This is a genomic window from Alistipes communis (assembly GCF_006542665.1).
In the GTDB taxonomy this organism is placed as follows: Bacteria; Bacteroidota; Bacteroidia; order Bacteroidales; family Rikenellaceae; genus Alistipes; species Alistipes communis.
Genome location: NZ_AP019735.1, coordinates 2,843,367 through 2,864,281, shown reverse-complemented (window position 1 = coordinate 2,864,281; position 20,915 = coordinate 2,843,367). Strand labels below are relative to the sequence as shown.

16 protein-coding genes and 1 pseudogene are annotated in these 20,915 nt (G+C 60.8%); 7 read left to right on the top strand and 10 right to left on the bottom strand.

What is annotated here, in order from left to right:
- The first annotated feature begins 113 nt into the window (after positions 1 to 113).
- From FMF02_RS11645 to FMF02_RS11630, 4 genes are all read left to right on the top strand, one after another.
- A complete protein-coding gene (locus FMF02_RS11645) occupies positions 114 to 788 on the top strand; it encodes a potassium channel family protein (RefSeq protein ID WP_162852320.1) in 675 nt (224 codons plus the stop codon).
- 48 nt (positions 789 to 836) lie between these two features.
- A complete protein-coding gene (locus tag FMF02_RS11640) occupies positions 837 to 2,681 on the top strand; it encodes a CocE/NonD family hydrolase (protein ID WP_141413266.1) in 1,845 nt (614 codons plus the stop codon).
- 112 nt (positions 2,682 to 2,793) lie between these two features.
- Positions 2,794 to 4,335, top strand: coding sequence for a catalase (locus FMF02_RS11635; RefSeq protein ID WP_141413265.1), 1,542 nt, complete (start codon positions 2,794 to 2,796; stop codon positions 4,333 to 4,335).
- A gap of 17 nt (positions 4,336 to 4,352) precedes the next feature.
- Positions 4,353 to 5,327, top strand: a complete 975-nt coding sequence (locus FMF02_RS11630; RefSeq protein WP_141413264.1) for an alpha/beta hydrolase — start codon at positions 4,353 to 4,355, stop codon at positions 5,325 to 5,327.
- Positions 5,328 to 5,404: 77 nt separating this feature from the next.
- Here FMF02_RS11630 and FMF02_RS11625 read toward each other — a convergent pair whose 3' ends face one another.
- The 3 genes from FMF02_RS11625 to ybaK are packed head-to-tail and all read right to left on the bottom strand — an operon-like array spanning position 5,405 to position 9,633.
- Positions 5,405 to 6,511: an ROK family protein gene (locus FMF02_RS11625; protein WP_019129624.1), complete on the bottom strand. Its 1,107-nt coding sequence runs from the start codon at positions 6,509 to 6,511 to the stop codon at positions 5,405 to 5,407.
- A 15-nt stretch (positions 6,512 to 6,526) separates the two neighbouring features.
- A complete protein-coding gene (locus FMF02_RS11620; protein WP_141413263.1) occupies positions 6,527 to 9,136 on the bottom strand; it encodes a 4-alpha-glucanotransferase in 2,610 nt (869 codons plus the stop codon).
- A 2-nt stretch (positions 9,137 to 9,138) separates the two neighbouring features.
- A complete protein-coding gene (gene ybaK / locus FMF02_RS11615) occupies positions 9,139 to 9,633 on the bottom strand; it encodes a Cys-tRNA(Pro) deacylase (RefSeq protein ID WP_141413262.1) in 495 nt (164 codons plus the stop codon).
- 92 nt (positions 9,634 to 9,725) lie between these two features.
- Between ybaK and FMF02_RS11610 the strand changes: the two genes are divergently transcribed.
- Positions 9,726 to 10,760 (top strand): glycerol-3-phosphate dehydrogenase, encoded by a 1,035-nt coding sequence (locus tag FMF02_RS11610; RefSeq protein ID WP_141413261.1) that lies wholly within the window; start codon positions 9,726 to 9,728, stop codon positions 10,758 to 10,760.
- A gap of 114 nt (positions 10,761 to 10,874) precedes the next feature.
- Positions 10,875 to 11,531, top strand: coding sequence for an HAD family hydrolase (locus FMF02_RS11605; RefSeq protein WP_141413260.1), 657 nt, complete (start codon positions 10,875 to 10,877; stop codon positions 11,529 to 11,531).
- Between the two features lie 30 nt (positions 11,532 to 11,561).
- On the opposite strand, the gene FMF02_RS11600 is transcribed toward FMF02_RS11605, so the two are convergent.
- Genes FMF02_RS11600 through FMF02_RS11590 form a run of 3 tightly spaced genes read right to left on the bottom strand, consistent with a single transcriptional unit; the run spans position 11,562 to position 14,756 of the window.
- Complete coding sequence (locus FMF02_RS11600; protein WP_141413259.1) at positions 11,562 to 12,674, bottom strand: glycosyltransferase; 1,113 nt, start codon at positions 12,672 to 12,674, stop codon at positions 11,562 to 11,564.
- Between the two features lies 1 nt (position 12,675).
- Positions 12,676 to 13,659: a glycosyltransferase family 2 protein gene (locus FMF02_RS11595; protein ID WP_141413258.1), complete on the bottom strand. Its 984-nt coding sequence runs from the start codon at positions 13,657 to 13,659 to the stop codon at positions 12,676 to 12,678.
- The gene (locus FMF02_RS11590; RefSeq protein WP_141413257.1) at positions 13,656 to 14,756 is read right to left on the bottom strand and encodes a glycosyltransferase WbsX family protein; all 1,101 of its coding nucleotides are present in this window, start codon (positions 14,754 to 14,756) and stop codon (positions 13,656 to 13,658) included. Before FMF02_RS11590 ends, FMF02_RS11595 begins: the two co-directional genes overlap by 4 nt.
- Positions 14,757 to 15,054: 298 nt before the next feature.
- On the opposite strand from FMF02_RS11590, the gene FMF02_RS11585 reads away from it, so the two are divergent.
- Entirely contained in the window at positions 15,055 to 15,420 is a 366-nt protein-coding gene (locus FMF02_RS11585) for a DMT family protein (RefSeq protein WP_019129632.1), read from the top strand.
- A 59-nt stretch (positions 15,421 to 15,479) separates the two neighbouring features.
- Here FMF02_RS11585 and FMF02_RS11580 read toward each other — a convergent pair.
- The 4 genes and pseudogenes from FMF02_RS11580 to FMF02_RS11565 form a co-directional block, all read right to left on the bottom strand.
- Positions 15,480 to 16,004, bottom strand: a pseudogene (locus tag FMF02_RS11580) (flavodoxin family protein); the annotation flags it as partial.
- A 217-nt stretch (positions 16,005 to 16,221) separates the two neighbouring features.
- Positions 16,222 to 18,123, bottom strand: a complete 1,902-nt coding sequence (locus FMF02_RS11575) for a PKD domain-containing protein (RefSeq protein ID WP_141413255.1) — start codon at positions 18,121 to 18,123, stop codon at positions 16,222 to 16,224.
- Positions 18,124 to 18,153: 30 nt separating this feature from the next.
- On the bottom strand, positions 18,154 to 19,074 hold the full coding sequence (locus FMF02_RS11570) for an endonuclease/exonuclease/phosphatase family protein (RefSeq protein ID WP_141413254.1): 921 nt from the start codon (positions 19,072 to 19,074) through the stop codon (positions 18,154 to 18,156).
- A gap of 13 nt (positions 19,075 to 19,087) precedes the next feature.
- Complete coding sequence (locus FMF02_RS11565; RefSeq protein WP_244611575.1) at positions 19,088 to 20,902, bottom strand: RagB/SusD family nutrient uptake outer membrane protein; 1,815 nt, start codon at positions 20,900 to 20,902, stop codon at positions 19,088 to 19,090.
- Positions 20,903 to 20,915: the final 13 nt, after the last annotated feature.

Here is a 20,915-nt window from a genome sequence, read left to right as displayed (position 1 = left end):
GGTAATAGAAATTTTTATTCGCGCAAAAGTTTTCAACGCTTTTTTACGCAAAAAAAGCGAAGTAACGGCTGTGGCATCGATTTTGTCCATCCGGCCGTAAACTTCAACCGATTATGAATCAACTGCAAACCCCGTTCGTTCGGAATCTTTCGTTGAATATCGTCACGCTGGCGGCCGGTGCCCTGCTGCTGTTGGCCATGTCCGTGGAAATTCTCACCGGAGACCACCGCCACTTTTCCCAAGCCTATCTGTGGATACAGTTCGCCGTCTGCATCGTCTTTCTCGCCGACTTTTTCATCCGGCTGGCGCGCAGCGAGCGCCGTACGCGTTTTTTCCTCCGCAACCTGCTCTTTCTGCTCCTGTCGATCCCCTACCTCAATCTGGTCGACTGGTTTTCGCTGGAGCTCGCGCGCGGCTGGGCCATGCTCATCGGACTGACGCCGCTGCTTCGGGGTTTTCTGGCGCTCTACATCATCGTCGCATGGCTCGCCAGGAACCGCTTCAATCAACTGCTGGCGGCCTATCTTTTTTCGGTGCTGGTCTTCACCTATCTGGCGTCGCTGGTCTTCTACGACTACGAGATTCTGGTCAATCCCCGCCTGACCGACTACGGCGATGCTCTGTGGTGGGCCTGGATGAACGTCACGACGGTCGGGGCCGCGATCTTCCCCGTCACGGCCGTGGGGAAGGTCGTCTGCGTGCTGCTGCCCATCGTCGGCATGATCTTCTTCCCGATCTTCACGGTCTACATTTCACAATACTATACGGGAAAAAAGAGCAGCAATTGACAAATCGCGCGAGAAACGCTATCTTTGCAGGGTAACCGCTACCCTTCCATGAAAAAGACGCTTCTCCTCCTGCTGCTTCTGCCGTTCTGCTTCGCCGCCGCGGCCGAAGGGGCGATCGACCGTGCGTGGGTCGAGCGAAATTACCGTAAAACCGAGTACCGCATCCCCATGCGCGACGGCGTACGGCTCCATACGACCGTCTACGCTCCGTGCGACACGGCGGGCCGGCACCCCATTCTGCTGACGCGCACTCCCTATTCGTGCCGCCCCTACGGCGCGGAATTCTCCGCGTCGCTCTGGAAATCATTTCTGAAACTCTATTTGGAGGAGGGCTATATCCTCGTTTTTCAGGATGTGCGGGGACGCTACATGAGCGAGGGCGAATACGTCAATCTCCGTCCGTTCATCGCCGATAAGCATTCGCCCGAACAGATCGACGAGGCGAGCGACGCCTACGATACGATCGACTTTCTGGTGCGCGAGGTCGCGGGCAACAACGGGCGTGTCGGCATCTACGGCAACTCCTATCCGGGTTTCTACGCCCTTATGGCCGCCGCGAGCGGACATCCCGCCTTGAAAGCCGCCTCGCCGCAGGCGCCCGTCACCGACTGGTTCATGGGCGACGACACGCACCACAACGGCGTGTTGTTCCTGCGCGACGCCTTCTCCTTCATCGGCGGCAGTTTCGGCAGGCCGATGGACAATCCCACGACCGAGGCCGCCGCAGCACCCCGTTACGTCCGTACCGACGAATACGATTTCTTTCTGCGCAAGGCCACCGTCAACAGCTTGACGCAGCTTTTGGGCGATACCGTCCGCTTCTGGAACGAGATGATGCGTCATCCCGATTACGACGACTGGTGGCGCGAACGCTGCTCGGTGCGCGCCATGCACGACCTCCGGCCGGCCATACTGGTCGTGGGCGGCCTGTTCGATGCCGAGGATTGCTACGGCGCGTGGACGACCTACGCCTCGATCCGGCGCCAGAGTCCCCGCACGTCGTGCCGGATGGTCGCCGGCCCGTGGGTGCACGGCGGCTGGCGGTCGTCGAACGGCGGCAACCGGCTCGGCAAGATGCGCTTCGGCGACGCGTCGCTGACCGACTACTACCAGCAGCGGATCGAAGTGCCCTTTTTCAATTATTACCTGCTCGGCAAGGGCGACGGCGGCGAGCTGGCCGGCGCTACGATCTTCTTCACCGGTGAGAATCGCTGGCGCACCTTCGAAGAGTGGCCTCCGGCCGATGCGCGCAAGGAGGTTCTCTTTCTTCGCAGCAACGGCGCGCTGTCTGCCGAGAGGCCGATCGAGCGCGAGTCGTTCAGCGGCTATCGCTCCGATCCCGCGTCGCCCGTGCCCTACGATTTCCCGATGCGTGCGTCGCGTGACAAGGCCTATATGGTAGCCGATCAGCGCTTCGCTGCCGGTCGGCCGGACGTGCTGTGTTTCACGACCGAACCGCTGGCAGGCGACGTAACATTCGCGGGCGGTATCCGGGCCGTCCTGCAAGCGGCGATCTCGACGACCGATGCCGATTTCGTGGTCAAGCTCATCGACGTCTGGCCCGATAATACGGAGTATCCGGGTTACCAGATGCTCGTGCGCGGGGACATCATGCGCGGACGTTACCGCCGCAGTTTTTCAGCCCCCGAACCCTTCACGCCGGGCGAGCCGACCGAAGTGGCCTTCACGATGCCCGATATCGCGCATACCTTCCGCAAGGGGCACCGGATCATGGTGCAGGTGCAGAGCTCGTGGTTTCCGCTGGCCGACCGCAACCCCCAGCAGTTCGTCGACATTTACCGCTGCGCGGCCTCCGACTTCATTCCCTGCGACGTGCGTATTTACCACGACCGCCGCCGTCCCTCGCGGTTGGAGGTGCTCCGTTTGCGATAAAGCGGGCCCGGCAGAATCCGCGACGGTCTTCCCGCCGCGGATTTTTTCTTGCCTCCGCCCGCTAACGGCACGTTTTTCGAGAGGGTCGACGTAAACCAAATACGTTTGACTTATGGAGAAAAAAGAACGTTCCCGACCGAGCGGAAAAACTCAGGGGAAACCCGAAAAGCTGACTTCGGTCAACGGCCGGCCGATCGCCGACAACGAGGATTCGCAGACTGCCGGACTGCGTGGCCCCATCGTGTTGCAGGACCCCTGGATGCTCGAAAAGCTCGCGCATTTCGACCGCGAGGTGATTCCCGAACGGCGTATGCACGCCAAAGGCTCCGGCGCCTACGGCACCTTTACCGTGACGCACGACATCACGCGCTACACCCGGGCCTCGATTTTCAGCCGGATTGGCAAGCAGACCGAGTGTTTCGTCCGTTTTTCGACCGTCGCGGGGGAACGCGGTGCCGCCGATGCCGAACGCGACATACGCGGCTTCGCGATGAAATTCTACACCGATGCGGGCAACTGGGATCTGGTGGGCAACAATACGCCGGTCTTTTTCCTGCGCGATCCGGTGCGGTTTCCCGATCTGAACCATGCCATCAAGCGCGATCCGCGCACGGGGATGCGCAGTGTCGACAACAACTGGGACTTCTGGACGCTGCTGCCCGAGGCGCTGCATCAGGTGACGATCACGATGAGCACGCGCGGCATTCCCGCTTCATTCCGCCACATGCACGGGTTCGGTAGCCACACGTACAGTTTCTACGACGCCGAGAACCGGCGCACGTGGGTCAAGTTCCATCTGCGCACGATGCAGGGCATTCGCAATCTGACCGACGCCGAGGCGGAAGCCATCATCGCCAAAGACCGCGAATCGCATCAGCGCGATCTGTTCGAAGCCATCGAGCGGGGCGATTTTCCGCGCTGGCTTTTCCAGATACAGACCATGACCGAAGAGGAGGCGCGCAACTACCGCATCAATCCCTTCGATCTGACCAAAGTCTGGCCGCACGGCGACTTTCCGTTGCAGGACGTGGGTATCCTGGAACTGAACCGCAATCCGGAAAACTTCTACGCCGAGGTGGAACAGGCTGCCTTCAATCCCCTCAATATCGTCGACGGCATCGGCTTTTCGCCCGACAAGATGCTTCAAGGACGGCTGTTTTCCTACGGCGACGCACAGCGCTATCGCCTGGGCGTGAACCTCGATCAGATTCCGGTCAACCGGCCGCGCGTGGCCGTACATTCGTATCACCGCGACGGTGCGATGCGCGTGGACGGCAATTTCGGCGCGACGGTGAGCTATACGCCCAACAGCTACGGCGTATGGTCCGATTCACCCGAATTGAAGGAACCGCCTCTGCCGCTGCACGGACCGGTCGACAACTACGACGAACGCGCCTATGACGACGACTATTACTCGCAACCGGGTGCATTGTTCCGCCTGATGACGCCCGAAGAGAAGCAGGCGTTGTTCGAAAACACGGCGCGCGCCATGGGTGACTGCAAACTCTTCATCAAGCAACGCCACGTGCGCAACTGCTACCGCGCCGACCCGGCTTACGGCAGGGGGCTGGCCGATGCGCTCGGCATCGCTCTGGACGAAGCGCTCGACGAGAAGAACGACCCCGCGCTCCACCCTGCCGCTGCGATGGTTTAATTAAAAAAGTTGACGACATGGAAAACAAGCCGAAGAATTATCTGAACGACGAACATCTGAGTATCGGTACCCGGGAGTATCTCCGCGTGCTCAATGCCGGCGGTCGTCCTGTGGAATCGCTGCCGGTGGCCGAAGCGCGCAAAGTACTCGCCGACGTGCAGGCAGCCGTAGAAGTCGACTTGTCGGGCATCGACGAGCGGGAGCGCGAAATCGTGGCCGACGGTCACGCACTGACACTGCATCTGGTGCGGCCGCACGGCAGCCGAGGGAGGCTACCCTACTTCGTCTTCATCCACGGAGGCGGATGGGTGCTCGGCGACTACCCCACGCACCGGAGGCTGGTACGCGATCTGGTCGTCGAATCGGAAGTCGCAGCGGTTTTCGTCGACTACACGCCATCGCCCGAAGCGAAATATCCGCAGGCGGTCGATGAGATTTACGCCGCCGTGAAATGGGTGGCCGAGAACGATGCGGAACTCGACCTCGACCGTCGCCGGATGGCTTTGGTCGGCAACAGCGCGGGCGGAAACATGGCGCTCGCGGCGGCGTTGCTCGCCAAGAAACGACATGCGCCCGCCGTTCGGGCGCTGGTGTTGCTGTGGCCCGTGACGAGCGCCTCCTCCGATTGGAAATCCTATGCCCTCTACGGCGGGGAGCGCTTTCTTACGGCGCCGTTGATGAAATGGATGTTCGACCGATATACGACCGACGCCCGGGCGCGCGAAGAAATTCTCCTGTCGCCTGTCAACGCTTCGCGGGAAGAACTGTTCGGCCTGCCGCCGACACTGATCGCAGTGGCCGAAAACGACATTTTGCGCGACGAGGGCGAAGCGATGGGCCGCCGGTTGGACGAGGCGGGCGTCGAGACGACGACCGTGCGCTTCAACGGCGTCATCCACGATTGGGGAATGCTCAACGGCTTCGCGCGGTTGGCTCCCACCCGCGACCTGATCCTCTTCGCGGCGGCAGTGCTCCGGCATCGTCTGCGCTGACCGTCCCGTTCCCGACGATTCGCCCCTGCCGCGATCTGTTGCGGCAGGGGCGAATTGCGTTCATGACGGAGCCGGCGTCAGCGAGCGTCCCTGTCGATGCTGTTCAGCGCGAAGGCATAGGCCCCCAGCGAAATGGCCCGGCTGGCGCCGATATGCGAGGTCATTACCCCGATGCGCTTCTGCGGATCGTAGACGATTTCACGATCGCTGCCGTAAACCTTGATCCGGCGGGAATCGCCCTGCGCGAAGGCGGCGAACTGCGTCGCATCGTCCAGATCGTAGACCTTCATCTGTACGCGCGGAAGCGTTTCACCCGAAAAGGTATGCAGGGAACCCCGCATTTCGGCCAGCAGCGAAGGCAGGATGTATTTGCGCGCAGCGGTAATGCCGCCGCCGATGACGATAAGCCCGTCGATGAGCGTCACGGCGGTGGCCATGGCGTCGCCTGCCACCTCGCCGAACCGCGCGAAAGCGCGCCGCGCCGCATCGGCGTCGCCCGGACGCTCGCCCTCGGCGATCTCGAAAATGGCCTTCGGATCGAGCGTATCGTCGTCGACGCCCGCATACTCGGCATAGAGCCGTTTGACGGCGCGGATCGAGACACCCTCCTCGACGTTGATGTCGGGCAGGTCCTTGTGCCGCAGGCAGAAGGTTTCGACGCACGAGTTGTCGCCGATGTGCAGCCGGTTGTCCGAGACGATCCCCACGCCGAATCCCGTGCCCCACGTGTAGCCGATCAGGTTGCGGAAGCGTTTGGCGCTTCCTGCGGCTTCGAGCCGGGCGTTGATTTCGGGCAATGCACCCGCCAGCGCTTCGCCGTAGGCGTAGAGGTCGCCGTCGTTGTTGATGAAGGTCGGAATGCCGAACCGCTCTTCCAGGAAGTCTTTCAGCGCTACGCCGTCGCGGAACGACGGAAAATTGGGCAGGTATCCGCCGATGATGCCTCGCGGATAGTCCGCCGGGCCGGGAAAGGCGAAGCTGATCGCCGCGGGCTGTTCGGGCAGACGGCCGATGACGGTGCGGAATCCCTCGACCATCGTTTCGAGGCAGCGGTCGAGCCGGTCGGAGTTGGAGGGAAGCGTGATCGGTTCGACGACGAAGCGGTCGCCCTGTACGGCGCCGAAGACGAAATTGGTGCCTCCGGCATCGAGCGTAATGACTATGCGTCGGTCTTTTTCGTACATGATTTCTCGTTTTATTTAAGGTTTGTCGGTTCGATCGGAAGTGCGGAGCATTCGCTTGATGCTCCGGTTGAATTCGGCGGATGCAAGCAGTTCTTCTATGGTCAGATGCATTCTGTATCGCCAGTAGTTGTTCGGGTCGTCGGGCCGGTTGATCCGCTCCTCGTCGGGATCGTCGCGCCACAGACCGCCGTCCGTGGCCAGCCAGTCCTGCAACGGCAGTACGGCCAGCATCGACTGCCCGTCGAGCGTGCGGCGGACGATCTGCCGGCACAGCGCAGGCGTACACTCGGCGGGAGCCTTTCCGCGGCGGTGCAGCATCTCGGAGAAATAACGCTGCGTGAGGGCGGTGTCTTCGCACCACCAACTGCGCAGGGGCGACATGTCATGCGTCGAGGTGGTGCCGACCGACAGATAGGGATACTGCCGCGGATCGCCGAACGTCGCGCCGGCGGTTTTGGGCATCCGTTCGATTTCGAGCGAGAGAATCCCCAGACGCTCCATGACCTCCGGTACGCAGGCAGGAATCATCCCCAGATCCTCGCCGCAGGCCAGCATCGCGGTCGCATCGAGCAGCGCAGGGAGTTTGCGCAGCGCTTCGTCGCGCCAGAAGTCGTCGTGGCGACGGTAGAAAAACTCCTCGTACAGCCGGTCGAACGCCCGCTGCTGCGCCGGCGCGAGCCTCCGGTAGGCGAAGGTCGCCTGCGCCGCGATACGCGGATGGTAATGCCCGAGACGTTCACGGTCTTCGAGGAAGAGTACGTCGTCGAGCAGACGCAGCAGTCCGTCGCGGATGCGGCGCTGCCGTCGGTCGGGACTGTCACCGAAAAGCCGCCATACGCCCCGTTGCGTCGCCGCTTCGGGGCGCAGCGTGCCGTCGGCGACGTAATGCCGTTTCACCTCCGCCGCGGCGCGGCCGAAGAGTTCGCGCAGTACGTCGTCGGTCGCCTGCGGACGGGTGTAGCGGGCGTCGGGCAGCAGAAACCCTGCGGCGGCCAGCTCCTCGCGCGTGTAGGGCAGCGCCGGCCGGAAACGGCCGAGCAGACCGTGCAACGCATCGGCAGGTATCTCCCAGATGCGGAAGAAACCGAGGATGTGGTCGATGCGGTAGATGTCGAAATACTCCCCCATTTTGCGCAGCCGCGCCCGCCACCAGCCGTAGCCGTCGCGCGCCATCGCCTCCCAGTCGTAGGTCGGGAAGCCCCAGTTCTGCCCCGTTGCGGCAAAGGCGTCGGGCGGCGCTCCGGCCTGCCCGTCGAGATGGAAGAGGTGCGGATATTGCCATACGTCGGCGCTCGACGGACTGACGCCGATCGGAATATCGCCTTTGAGGACGACGCCCCGCTGCCGTGCGTAACGGCTGGCGTCGCTCAACTGGCTGTGCAGATGATATTGCAGGAAACAGTAGAAATCGATCGCTGCCCGATTCCCGTTCCGGAATACGCGGAGACGCTGTTCGTCGTAACGGGCATACTCGCCCCATTGCCGGAAATCGGCCGTACCGAAGCGGTCGCGCAAGGCGCTGAACGCGGCGTAGGGTTCCAGCCACAGACGGTTCTGCGTCTCGAAGGCGGCATAGCCGTCCGTCGTCCGGACGGTCTCCCACGTCCGGCGGAAAAGCAGCCGTGCCCAGTCGAGTTTCAACCGCATGACCGCCTCGTAATCGACGGCGGGCAAGGCGTTGAGCCGTCGTTGCTGGCGACGGTAGCGGGCATCGGGTTGCAGCCCCGCCCCGATCAGGCTCAGGTAGAGCGGATGGAGGGCGAAACTCGAAACGGCGTTGTAGGGATAGGAGTCGCTTCGCGTTCCCGTGCGGATCGTATCGTTGACCGGCAACAGTTGTACGACCCGCTGCCCCGTGGCTGCGGCCCAGTCGATCAGTTTCCGCAGGTCGGGGAATTCGCCCGTACCGAAACCCGACGCCGAACGCAGCGAAAAGAGCGGCAGGGCCGTACCTGCGCCGCGCCATGCGGAGGCGTTCGCCTCGCGCAGCCGCAGTCCGGCCACGACGATGCGCTCTCCCGCCGCCGGCAGCCGGTCGCAGCGTCGGTTCTCCCCCTCCTCCCACACGATCGGTCGACGGGAACGGCGATCGAGCCGCACGAACTTGTATTCGAACGGAGTTGCAGCATCGAGCACGACCCGCCAGAGCGGGAAATCGCTGTCGTCCAGTGCGACGAATCGCTGCCAGCCGCCCAGTTCGGGCGCATTGCCGGCGATGGCCAACACTTCGTCGGGGCGCACGGTCGGCGCTTCTACTTGCAGTTCCAGCCGCCCATGCCCCTCGTCGAACGGTTTCCCGTCCGCCGGTCGAGCGAAGATCGCCCGCGTAAAGGCCGAGGTGTAAAACGGCGCATCCGTAGGCCGATCCGACCAGCGGTCGCAGACCGACATCCGCTCTGCGCCCCGCTGCGGAATCACCTGACGGTGGGGCCGCCATTCGCGGCGGATCGTCCGCCCGTCGGCCTCCACTTCGTAACCGTATTCGACGTCACCGGCTGCGAGCGTCGTGCGGCATCGCCATACGCCGTCGCTCCGGTACTCCATCGCAATGCGCCGTTCGCCGCTGCACCAGACGAGCCGCTGCCCCCACTCCGTGCGGTATTCGATCTCGAAAATCACCTCCATGCTTACTCCTCTTTCCGGATCAAGTCGGCCGTTTCGGCCCGCGTGAATGCGATCAGCGCATCGGGTGTGATCCGGATCTGCAAACCGCGCACGCCTGCGCTCACATAGATCTCGGACAGACCGAGACACGACGAATGAATATAGGTGGGAAAGGCACGTTTCATGCCGATGGGCGAACAGCCGCCCCGGATATAGCCCGTGACGGGCAGCAGCTCCTTCATCGGGATCAGGTCGGCCTTCTTGTTGCCCGACACGCGGGCGGCCGCTTTCAGGTCGACCTCGTGGTCGCCCGGCACCACGCAGACGAAATAACCGCTGCGGTCGCCCTTCAATACGAGCGTTTTGAAGACGCACTCGATCGCCTCGCCCAGCTGTGCGGCGACGTGCGTGCACGACAAGTCCTCTTCGTCCACTTCATACGGAATCAGCGTATACGGTATCTTCGCCCGGTCGAGCAGACGGGCGGCGTTGGTCTTTTCGATTTTTTTCGCAGCCATCGAACAAAAATAGCGATTTTACGGTTATTTCTCGTCGATCTGCCGGAAAAAAGTTATCTTTGTAATCTTGGAAAATTAAAACAGTTATCGTCATGAGCAACATTACGATCGTCGGCGCCGGTATGATGGGGTCGGCACTGGCCTTTCCCGCACGGGAAAACGGCCATCGCGTCCGGTTGACCGGCACGCATCTGGACAGGGAGATTATCGCCGAATCGAAGCGGACGGGCAAGCATCCGAAATTCGACAAGCCGTTTCCCGCAGGCGTCGAGTATTTCTATTTCGAAGAGCTCGCCGAAGCGCTCGAAGGGGCCGACATGGTCATCTGCGGCGTGAACAGCTTCGGCGTGGACTGGTTCATGCAGGAGGTGCTCCCCCACATTCCCGACACGACGCCCGTGCTGTCGGTTACCAAGGGCCTCGTCGCCTACGACGACGGCACACTCATCAGCTATCCCGAGTATTGGGAGCGCAGCATCGCGCCCCGCAAGATGAACCTGAACGCCGTGGGCGGTCCCTGCACCAGCTACGAGCTGGTGGCGCACGACCAGACGATCGTCACCTTCTGCGGCCGCGACATGCAGACGCTCGAAACGCTGCGCGGGCTGATGCGCACCGACTACTACCACATCCACCTCTCGACCGAGGTGATGGGCGTCGAAAGCGCCGTGGCGCTGAAAAACGCCTATGCCCTGGGTGTGGCGCTGGCCGTCGGGCTCAACGAGAAGGTCAACGGCGTGGGCTGCACGCCGCACTACAATTCGCAGGCGGCGATGTTCTACCAGAGCGTCAAGGAGATCCGCAAGCTGCTCACCTACCTCACGGGCAACGACCGGCAGATTGATTCGGCGGCCGGCGACATGTACGTCACCATCTTCGGCGGCCGCACGCGCCTGATCGGCACCCTGCTGGGGCGCGGATACGGCATCGACGAAGCGCTGGCCGAACTGAAAGGCGTGACGCTGGAATCGCTCGTCATCATCGGCCGGATCAACAAAGCCGTCAAAAAGCTGGCGCAGGACGGCAAGCTCGATGCTGCCGAATTCCCGCTGCTGATGCACATGGATGCCATCATCGAGGGAAAGGCCACCTCGGAAGAGATTCCGTGGGAACGTTTCACGAACTGATCGCCCGGCGGACGGAATATTCCCGCCGGCAGGAGCGCATCCGGTCGGCGGGAGTTTCGAATCCCCGCGACAGACATTACGAATCCGGCTGCGGCCGCAGATTTTTCGAAAAACATGATAAAAGGAGCATTGTTCGACATGGACGGCGTGTTGGTCGACAACATGCGCATCCATGCCCGGGCATACGATATTTTCTATGAACGCCACGGCGTCGGCAACCGGCAGAACGTGTTGAAAGAGCTCAGCGGGCTGGGCAACGACGAGATCATGCAACGGCTCTTCACACCCGAACGGCTCGCCGAACTCGGCGGCTGGCAGGCGCTCAGCGAGGAGAAGGAGGCGATCTACCGCGAACTCTACGAACCGCTCATCCGGCCGACCGCCGGATTGCTCGATTTTCTCGAAGCGCTCCGCCGGGAGGGAATCGCCTGTGCCGTAGGCTCGTCGGCCGAGATGCGCAACATCCGTTTCGTCTTCGAGAAGTGCGGCATCGAGTCCTACTTTCAGACCGTGGTCAGCAGCGAGCAGGTCACGCGCTGCAAACCCGATCCGGAGATATACCTCAAAGCGGCCGAAGCGTTGCGACTCCGCCCCGAGGAGTGCGTCGTATTCGAAGATGCCCGTGCGGGTATCGAGGCGGGCGATCGTGCCGGCATGAAGGTCGTGGCTCTCGCCACGACCCTGTCGCGCGAAGAGTTGGAACGGACGGCCGCGACGCTCGTGATCGACGACTTCACGCAGATGAGCGTCGAGCGGCTCCGGTCGCTTTAATTTAATTTAAGGAGTGCTGTTCGGCGCGGGTTACAACAACGCTTCGAATTGGCGCATGGTCTGCTCGGCCGAGAAGAGTCCTGTTCGCTTGAAACCCTGTTCGCGGTAATGCGCGCGCAGGGTTTCGTCGTCTACCATGCGGCGCAATCCTTCGAAAATCTCCACGTCGGAGTGGCCGGTGACGATGCCGTAGCGGTCGTCGGCGAGGAACTCCTCCGACGCACTCGTGCGGGTGGCGACGATAGGAACGCCCAACGTCATCGCTTCGCAGATCACCAGCGAAGCCGCCTCCGATTTCGACGTGCTGACAAAGACGTCGGACGCCTTCATGAAGGGATAAGGAGGCTTCCGGAACCCCAGAAAACGGACGGAATCCTGCAATCCCAGTTCGTCGCGCAATCGTTTGAGCGGCTCCTCCATCGCCCCTGCGCCTACGATCTGAAACCGCAGACGATAACCGGCATCCTTGAACATCCGTGCCACGCGAACGAGCCGGTCGTGGCTCTTCACCTCCGACAGACTGCCTACTGCCGTTATGGTGAACCCATCGTGCGGAACGGCCGCGGCATCGGCCTGCCGGCGAATGGAATCGCCGTCTATAATATTGTATATTACCGTCTTGGGAACATCGATACGGTACATCCGCTCGAAACTCTCCTGCGTGATGTGCGAACAAAAGACGATCGTATCCATGCGGCCGTAAGCCAGCTCCTCGTCGCGGTCGCAGCGAAACGTCTTACGCGTCCAATGGAAGAGCCGCAGATCGCAATGCAGCCAGGCCACGTTTCGTTCGGCACGGTCGCGCACCATGTCGTGAAACAACAGGGCATCGCCTTCCAGAAACGAGACGATCGCGTCGTAACGCCCCCGTATTTTCCGGCGGGCCCTTAACCGCAACAAGGTGCGTACACCGTGGTTGCGATAGATTTTCAGCGATTTGCGGTGCACGAAATTCCGCTCCCGTTCATAGAGCCAGAAGACCCGCACCTCGGGCGGGACGTCGCTCAGATAGCAGCCCTCGTGGAAGACCAGGCACAGCGATACTTCGTAGCGCGTGTAGTCGATATGGCGCAGGAACTCGATCAGCGCCTTTTCGGCACCGCCGCCGCCCAGCGAATTGATAATGAACAGGATTTTTTTCATCTCATCTCTTTTTACGGAACACGAAATGGGTCAGGTAGTACCAGCCGTAGTGCTTCACGACCCGCCGCAAGCGCTTTCGCGTCGCCGGCGGAAGCTGCGCTTTCACCTCGTACATCCGCGCCAGTTTCCGGCGCATATCCGCGACGGCCTCCGCGAAATCGGAGGCATGTCTGCGGCGCATCGCCTCCCGGAAATTGTAAAGGCAGTTGCGCACCAGCTTGTCGCAGATCGCGTCTTGCTCAGTCCGACCCTCGAACAACCGCTGCCGGCGGACGAACTCGAAACGCTCGAAATTGGCCAGAAAGAAGTGGTAATGCTTCGGTGCGCTGAACGAGTGGCAAATGCTGCCGTCGCGCTGGACATAGTGGTAGCAGACCTTCTCCACATAGGCGATCCTCCGGCATCGGGCGACCCATTCGTGGACGACGCGGTGATCCTCGAACCAGACGTCGAGCGGGAATTGCAGTCCCTCGAACAGCGTCCGGTCGAAAAGTTTGGTGCAGGCCGAAGCGCTGATGCGTTCGAGCAGCAGGTCGCACAATACCTCGTCGGGCGTGCGGACGGTCACCGGCCCCGCGGGTTCGGCCGGCTGCGGTGTCCCCTCCTCCTCGTAGATCAGGTCGCCGTAGGCGATTTGCGCCCCGCTTTCGACCGCAGCGTCGTAGAGCCGCCGGAACATGTCGGGTTCGATGTAATCGTCGCTGTCGACGAACCCCACGTAGGGAGCCGTCGCAACGGCCAGCCCCGCATTGCGGGCACGCGACAACCCCGCTTCGGCGAGGTGCAGCACACGGATGCGCGCATCCGCAGCCGGATAGGCGTCGCACAACTCGGGGGAGGCGTCGGTCGAACGGTTCTCGACCAGAATGATCTCGATGTCGCGGAGCGTCTGCGCCCGGACCGATTCGACGCAGCGATCGAGCCACGGCGCCGTATTGTGCACCGGCACGATCACGCTGACTTTCGGGGATGCGGTCGCGCTCATCGCTCATCCTCCTCGATTGCCCGCAGCGTCGCCGCAAGGTATTCCCCCCCCCATTTCATATCGGGTTCGAGATGGTTGCCTTCGGCCCATTCGTTCCATGCGTTGATGAAGACGAAATTCTCCTCCGCCGAATAAGGTTTGAAGCGGCGCAGCACCTCGCGCAGCCAGCGGCCGTATTTCTCGGGCGTGGCATTGTGGAACAGGAACATCCGCTGCTTGCGCCGCGCCGTGTTGTCCCACGACGGCGTCACCGAAGGGTAAAGTTTATAATCGGGGGCCGGACGGCTCAGGCTGTATGCGACGTAGGCGTCGTAATCGGCTTTGCGCATCTTGCGGCGGTCGCCCCACAATTTGCGCAGGTGGTACATGAGCTTCTGCCGCCACGGACGATGCTCCCAGAAATCGGTCATCGCAGGAGTGAAGGGCTGGAACTCGATCGCAGCGTCGAATCCGACCGCCAGCTCTTCGCGTCCGGCGGCGTTGAAACTCTCCACGCGGCAGAGATAGAGTTCCGCGCCGCGGGCGGCCGCCTCCTCGCGCCACACCTCGATCGTGCGCCGCATGTCGGGGAAGAGCGCCGAACGGTAGACGGCGAAGACCGGCTTTCCGTCGACACGGATGTAGCGCGGATCGCGGAATACCTCGTCGAGCAGATAGCGGATGTGCGCGCGGTCGTCCTCCTCGGAGTACTCCTGCCGGATCAGCACCTCCTGCTCGCCGCCGTCCCACGCCCGCGTCCAGTTCTCGTTGGCCCAGCAGAGCATGAAGGGGAAATCGGGCTTCCCCGAAGCGAGCATCTCCTCCACGGGACGCTGCATCAACCGGTGACCGTTGAACCAATAGTGATAGTAACAGAATCCCGACAGCCCGTAGCGTTCGGCCAGCGCCGCCTGCTGCTGGCGCACTTCGGGCACACGCAGGTCGTAGAACCCGAGATCGGCCGGCAGGTGGGGCTGGTAATGCCCCCGAAAGAGCGGCCGTGCCTTCACCACGTTGCGCCACTCCGTGAATCCGGCGCCCCACCACCGGTCGTTCTCCGGGAACGGGTGGTACTGCGGCAGGTAGAAGGCGATCACTCTTTTGGCATGTTGCTTCATACGATTCGTTTTAGCGGAGCTCTCCGGCGCGCGGCACGTTCCGTCCGCAGCGACCGGCAACATCGGGTTTCATGCGCTTTCCGGAACTCCGATTCCATCCGCAAAAATAGCAATTTAATCCGAATCTTCGGTTATTCCCGACCGCAAGAACCGGTTGCGAAGTCATTTTATTTCCGCCTGGCCGTCAGATTCCGGGAATTCCGCGACGCATGTCGGCAAGCGATACAAAGTTTTTCACCGTGAGGAACACGGGATCGTATTTTTTCGTATTTTTGCGCCCGATAAAAATCCGAACCCGATGCCGCGCGGAATTCTTACCATCCTGCTGCTTGTCTGCTCCAACGCCTTTATGACGCTGGCGTGGTACGGGCACATCGTATTCAAGTCGAAACTCGAACGGGTGTCGCTCGCAGCCATCGTGCTGCTGAGTTGGGGCGTCGCCCTGTTCGAATACTGTTTTCAGGTTCCGGCCAACCGGATCGGCAGCGTCGAATACGGGGGGCCGTTCACGCTGTGGCAACTGAAAGTGATTCAGGAGGTAATCACGCTTATCGTCTTCTCCTCCTTCGTGTTGTTTTTCAGCAAGAACGAATCGCTTCAATGGAATCACATCGCAGGGTTCTGCTGTCTGGTACTGGCCGTCTATTTTATTTTCAGGCCATAGACGGACGCCGAAACGACCAAAAAGGCCCCGACGTGCGGTCGGGGCTTTTTGCTGTCCGTTTACCGGATGAAATTCGTCCGGACAGGCTCCTCCGGTTCCGGAAGAGGTATCTTGCCCGTTTGGATATTTTTCAGCAGCCACGCCATGTTGTCGCCCAGCGTGCGCATGGTCTGCATACCTTCGGCATCCTGCGTCGCTTCGCCGGGCAGCCGGCCGTGTACGCTGTTCCAGTATTGCGACGATACGACAGGCATGTTGTTGATCGTGAAATACTTGTTCAACCTGTCGAACGTCGCGCTCGCACCGCCGCGCCGGCAGACGGCTACGGCTGCTGCCGGCTTGAAGCGGAGCAACTCCCCTGCCGAGTAGAAGAGCCTGTCCAGAATCGCGCACAGGGAACCGTTCGGGCCGGCGTAGTAGGTCGGCGAACCGACGACAAGACCGTCCGCTCCGGCCAGTTTTCCGTGCAGCGTATCGTACAATTCGTCCCGAAAGACGCAGCGGCCGAGCTCGCCGCATTTGTTGCAGGCGATGCAGCCCTGCACGGCTTTCGTGCCGAGCGAGGCAATCCCGGTACTAATTCCCAGAATACATGTTAAAACAGATCCCTCTTAGACAAGTATCATCGATTTGACAGACTCTAAATTTTCGTATCTCGCCTGATTTAAGACAAATAGCTTCTCCGATTTGGAAATCTTCCGTAGCCAATGTTTATCCGAGACTTCCACTCGTTCATGCCTAACACATAAAGAACGGGCTATAACTCGTGTTACAGCCCGTTTGTCGTTTGCGTCCGGCAAATCAGTACATATACTCAGTTTTGGATGGGTTGCCACCCTGCTGCGACCACGATGCGGCGCAGCCCTCGGCTGCACCCTTCACCGCGAAGACGGTGGGTTTGTCGTCCTTCATGCCGTTAACGTAGATCGTACCGTCGTAGGAGATCGTCGGCGACGAGCGCAACTCGTCGGCCAGCTTGATCTCCGCCACGCGTGAACCGTCCTCCGGGCGGAGTTTCACCAGCTTGCCCGTAGTTCGGTCGTTGTAATAGACGAAACCCTGGTCGTCAACGGCCGGAACGCCGTTGATGTCGCCGTCGGCAGCGTGCTCCCAACGTTTCACACCCTGCGCGGAGATAGCCGTGACGTGGGCAGCCTCACTGCCGGTCTTCTGCGTCGCGGCGTAGACCGTACCGTCCTCACCCAGCGCCACGCCCATACCTGACTGGGCGCAGTCTCCCTTGACGGGACAGTACCAGTCCGGCTCGGGCGTCTGCCCGTAGACGGTCTTTGCCGGATCATAACAGTAGACGATACCCCCGCCCAGGCTCTTGTCCGCACGCACGCCCTGGTTCTGGAACAGAATGTAGACCTTGCCGCCGGGACCTGAAGCGGGCTGGGTTCCGTTCGGGGCTTCGCAGGTCTTATCTTCGCCCGTACCGCCGTAGTTGTGCTCGCGACCGTTCGATTTCACACAGGAAAATTTCCACTTCCCCGTGCCGTCGGGGAAATAGACGCGCATGCCGTGACTACCGCCCGTACCAGCGATCACCATACCGTTTTTGAGCGGTAATACGCCACCGTAGGAGCCGCTGTTGACATGCCGCTCGTCCACCAGATTGCCCGACGATTTGTCATAGACCTGGAAATTCTGGTGTCCCGAAGGTACGTTGCGCGCCACGATGAAGAGGTATTTCTCGGTAACAGCCGGCGAAAGGAACCTGAAACTGGTGTTTACGCCCGTGTTGACGTACCAGAGCTGCGATCCGCCCGCAGCACCGCCCGAGATGGCGTAGAAAGCACTGCCTCCGGCACCCTTGTTGGGTTCGTTGAAGCCTGCCAGCGCGTAGACCGTGCCGTCCCCGCCGACCGAAGGCGTCGGCGACTGAACCTTGATCGAGCCGCTGTTGTTCTCAGCCGACGCGCCATCCTTGCCGATATCGAAGGCCCAGAGACGCTCGCCCGCCTTCGTAAAGCAGACCAACGAATAGCCCGTCGAGGTCACATAAACGTATTCGCCGTCGGGACTGACCGCGGGTGACGTACCGAACACATAGGCATCCTTCGTATCATCGTAGGGGTACAACCAGAGCAGATCGAGGTTGATGGTGCCGCGCCCCACGTCGATGGTCACTGTCTTGGTGTTCTTGCCTTTCTTGTCATCGGTCACGGTGAGCGAAACCTCAGTGGGTCCTTGCGCCGCGAAAGTGAACTCGGGATTCTGCTTGTCGGAGGTCGTGGTTCCGAACTTCCACTCCCAGGCCACCACCTCGCCGTCCTCGTCGGTCGAACGGTCGGTGAATTGCACCGGTTCGCCCGCCACGACCTTCTCGGGTGACCACGAGAAGTCGGCCACGGGCCGGATGTTGTTGTCTACGACCAGAATGGTCTTCTCGAACGACGACTTCTTCGCCCCACGGTCGGAGGTGACGGTCAGCTTGATGACGTACTCCCCGGCTTGGTCGTAGGAGATGTTCTCCGGAGTGGTTTCGTAGGAAACGACGCCCTTGCCCAACTCCCACTTGCAGATGGCGATGAGGGCGTTTTCGGCCGTCGAAGTATTGGTGAGCACCACCGGATCGCCCACGTCGTAGGACTCTTTGTCGGTGGTGAACGAGGCGTGAACCGCCACCTCCTCGTCCGGCTGGCAGGAGGCAGCCCCCATGAGGGCGAAAGCAGCTATCATATAGATATATCGTTTCATTTCAATCGGTTTTGAGTTTTGGTTGCAGGATTACTTGAACTCCAACACGGCCGCAATGGGATAGTGATCCGAAATATAGGGTACCTTCTCGTAACGCTGGTCGACGGTAGCGAAGCGCAGGGGCGTAAAGCCCGAACTGAAGATATGGTCGATGCGCGGATAATTGGTCGCCCCGCCGAAGTTGTTGAACGACGCCTTGTTGTCGGTCACGGGAGCGGTCGTACGCGCGTCGACCATGAACTTCTTCACGCCGTCGAAAATCGGGCTGTCGAGCATCTTGTTGAAGTCGGCTGTCAGCAGCGTCGGCAGGTTGTCGGGATTGAGCGACCTGATCTTCGCCTCGATCAGTTCCATCGATTTCTGGGCCGCCACCTGTCCCACGTGGTCGATGTGGGTGTTGACGTAGAAGAACTTGCGGCCCGACTTGTAGTGAGTGAACACGGCCCACGTGGCCGTGCGGTAGGTCGAGGCGTCCCAGCCGATCGACGGGGTGTCGGGGGTGTCGGAGAGCCAGAATGTCCCCCACTTTTCGAGCTTCACTGCATCGTCGAGGTAATAGATGGCCATGAACTCACCGGCATTCTGACCGTCGGTGCGGCCCACGCCAATGCTCTTGTAGCCCGCGCAGTTTTCGTCCATGTAGGTCTTCTGGTCGAGCCGCGCCTCCTGCACGCCGAGCACCGTCGGCTGCTGGTCGGCGAACATCGCCGGAACGGCCTGCTTGCGGTTGTCCCAGCTGTTCACTCCGTCGTCGCCAGAGCTGTAACGGATATTGAACGACATGACTTTCAACTGATTGTCATCAAGGCCGGGATTGACCGGCTCTTCCGGCTCGTCGCCGGGCTGGGGTTTGTAGAATTCCGAGTAATCGGGCTTCGGATCGCTGCATCCGGCGACGAAAACGAAGGAGAAACTCAGCGTAAACGTCAGTAAATAACGAAATATTCTCATGGTCTTTCTATTTTTATTCGTTGTCCCAGTAGGGGTTCTGCGAGATCGTATAGCCCGCGTTCTTATAATCCCGGATCACCTTGGCGGGAATCGGATAGAGGTACTGGCGGCCGTCGGGATACCAATAACGATCACCCGCACCGGTCTTGTAGACCAGATCATAACCTGCCACGGCATTCGCCTCGGCATAAAGCCCCACTCCGTCCTGGTTGACGCGGATGGCAATGTTCCGGTACGCCGCCGGAGCCGCCGTGACCTCGCCCTCGGTGAAATAATAGTCGTCCACACCGTCGCCGTTGACATCGACGGGTTGTTCCAATCCGGGTATGTGAATGCCGCTCCACGGCAGGGTTTCCATCAGTGACCCGCATTTCCAGCGGCGCAAATCATCGAAGCGCATGCCTTCGGCGACGAGTTCGATGGCCCGCTCGCGGCGGATTTCAAGCAGCACGGGGCTGGTCACGTCCGGATAAAAGGTGCGCTGCAAGTAGCCGTCAACGGTCGTGGGCAACGTTTCCGTGCCGCCCGTGATGCCGGCGCGTTTGCGCAGCGCGCCGACCGTAAGCGCCCATTCGGAATCGGTGATTACGCCCAACTCTGCCTGCGCCTCGGCGTAGTTGAGCAGCACCTCGGCATAGCGGATCAGCGGAATGCTGTTGATGTTCTTCGCTCCGCCGTCGTATTTCGATTCGTCGAGCGTGTACTTGATCACCTGGTAGCCCGTGAGCGAAAGGTTTTTGATGTCGGCGACTGCCGTCTTGCCGTCCCACAGGAAATTGCGCCCGCGCACGGTTTGCTCCAAACGCAGGTCACGCCCCTCCATCTCCTCAGTAAAAGATTTCACGGCATAGTCGGCGGCGTCGGTGAAAGGCGTACCGTCCAGCTTGAGGTAGGTGTGGACGAACGAGCGGACAAGGCTCCAACATAGTCCGTACGAACGGGCGTTGAACCACCAGTTCTGCTCGCCGAAGATACCGGATTTCTCGTTGGCGCAGACGGCGAGGATCACCTCCTGCGTCAGCGGCGTTTCGTTGTAGAATAAATCGCGGTAAGCGCCCTTCTTGCCCGTGGCGGTATTGAGCGAACAGCCGCTGTTATCAATCACCAGTTTAGCGGCCTTGGCGGCCTCGCGATATAGCTCCTCGGGGGTTATTTCAAGCTCCGTGAGATTATGGTAACGGCGGTAAGCCGCTTCGAAGAGGCAGACGCGCGACTTGAGCGCGGCAGCAGCCCAGCGTGTGAGCGTCGAGCTTCCGGTCGACGAGGTGGCCTGGATATGCTCGTAAGCGAAATCGAGATCGGCGATCAGATTGCGGATGATCACGTCGCGACTGTCGCGATCCTTGTACATCACGTCGTTCTGGTAGGACTGGATGTCGTGGGGGAACCAGGGCACTTCGCCATAGGTGGTCAGCTTATCGTAGTAAAACCACGCACGGAACCAGCGGGCGATGCCGAGGTAGTTGTCGCGCGTATTGTCGTCGACGGTGCAGTACTTCGGGTCGTTGCAGCCGTCGATGAAATAGTTGATATTCTTCAAAGCGCCCCAGCTCCAACTGGTCGCAGTCTCGGTGTTGTAGGCTCCCTGCTTGATGAAAGTGTCGGTATTGCTGACGGCTCCCACATCGCACATCTTGTCCTGCATGAAACCGTTTTTGAGTGTCGGAAGAGCCTTGTAAAACGAATTGGAGTAGAGTTCGAGACCCGATTTCGATCCGAAGATCATCGATTTGTCGGCTTTCACCTGCACGTTCTCCGTCAGGTCGCACGATGTGGCAAGCGCAACGCAGCCCACGAACATACTCCATAATATAAGTTGATTTTTCATAGTACGGAAACAG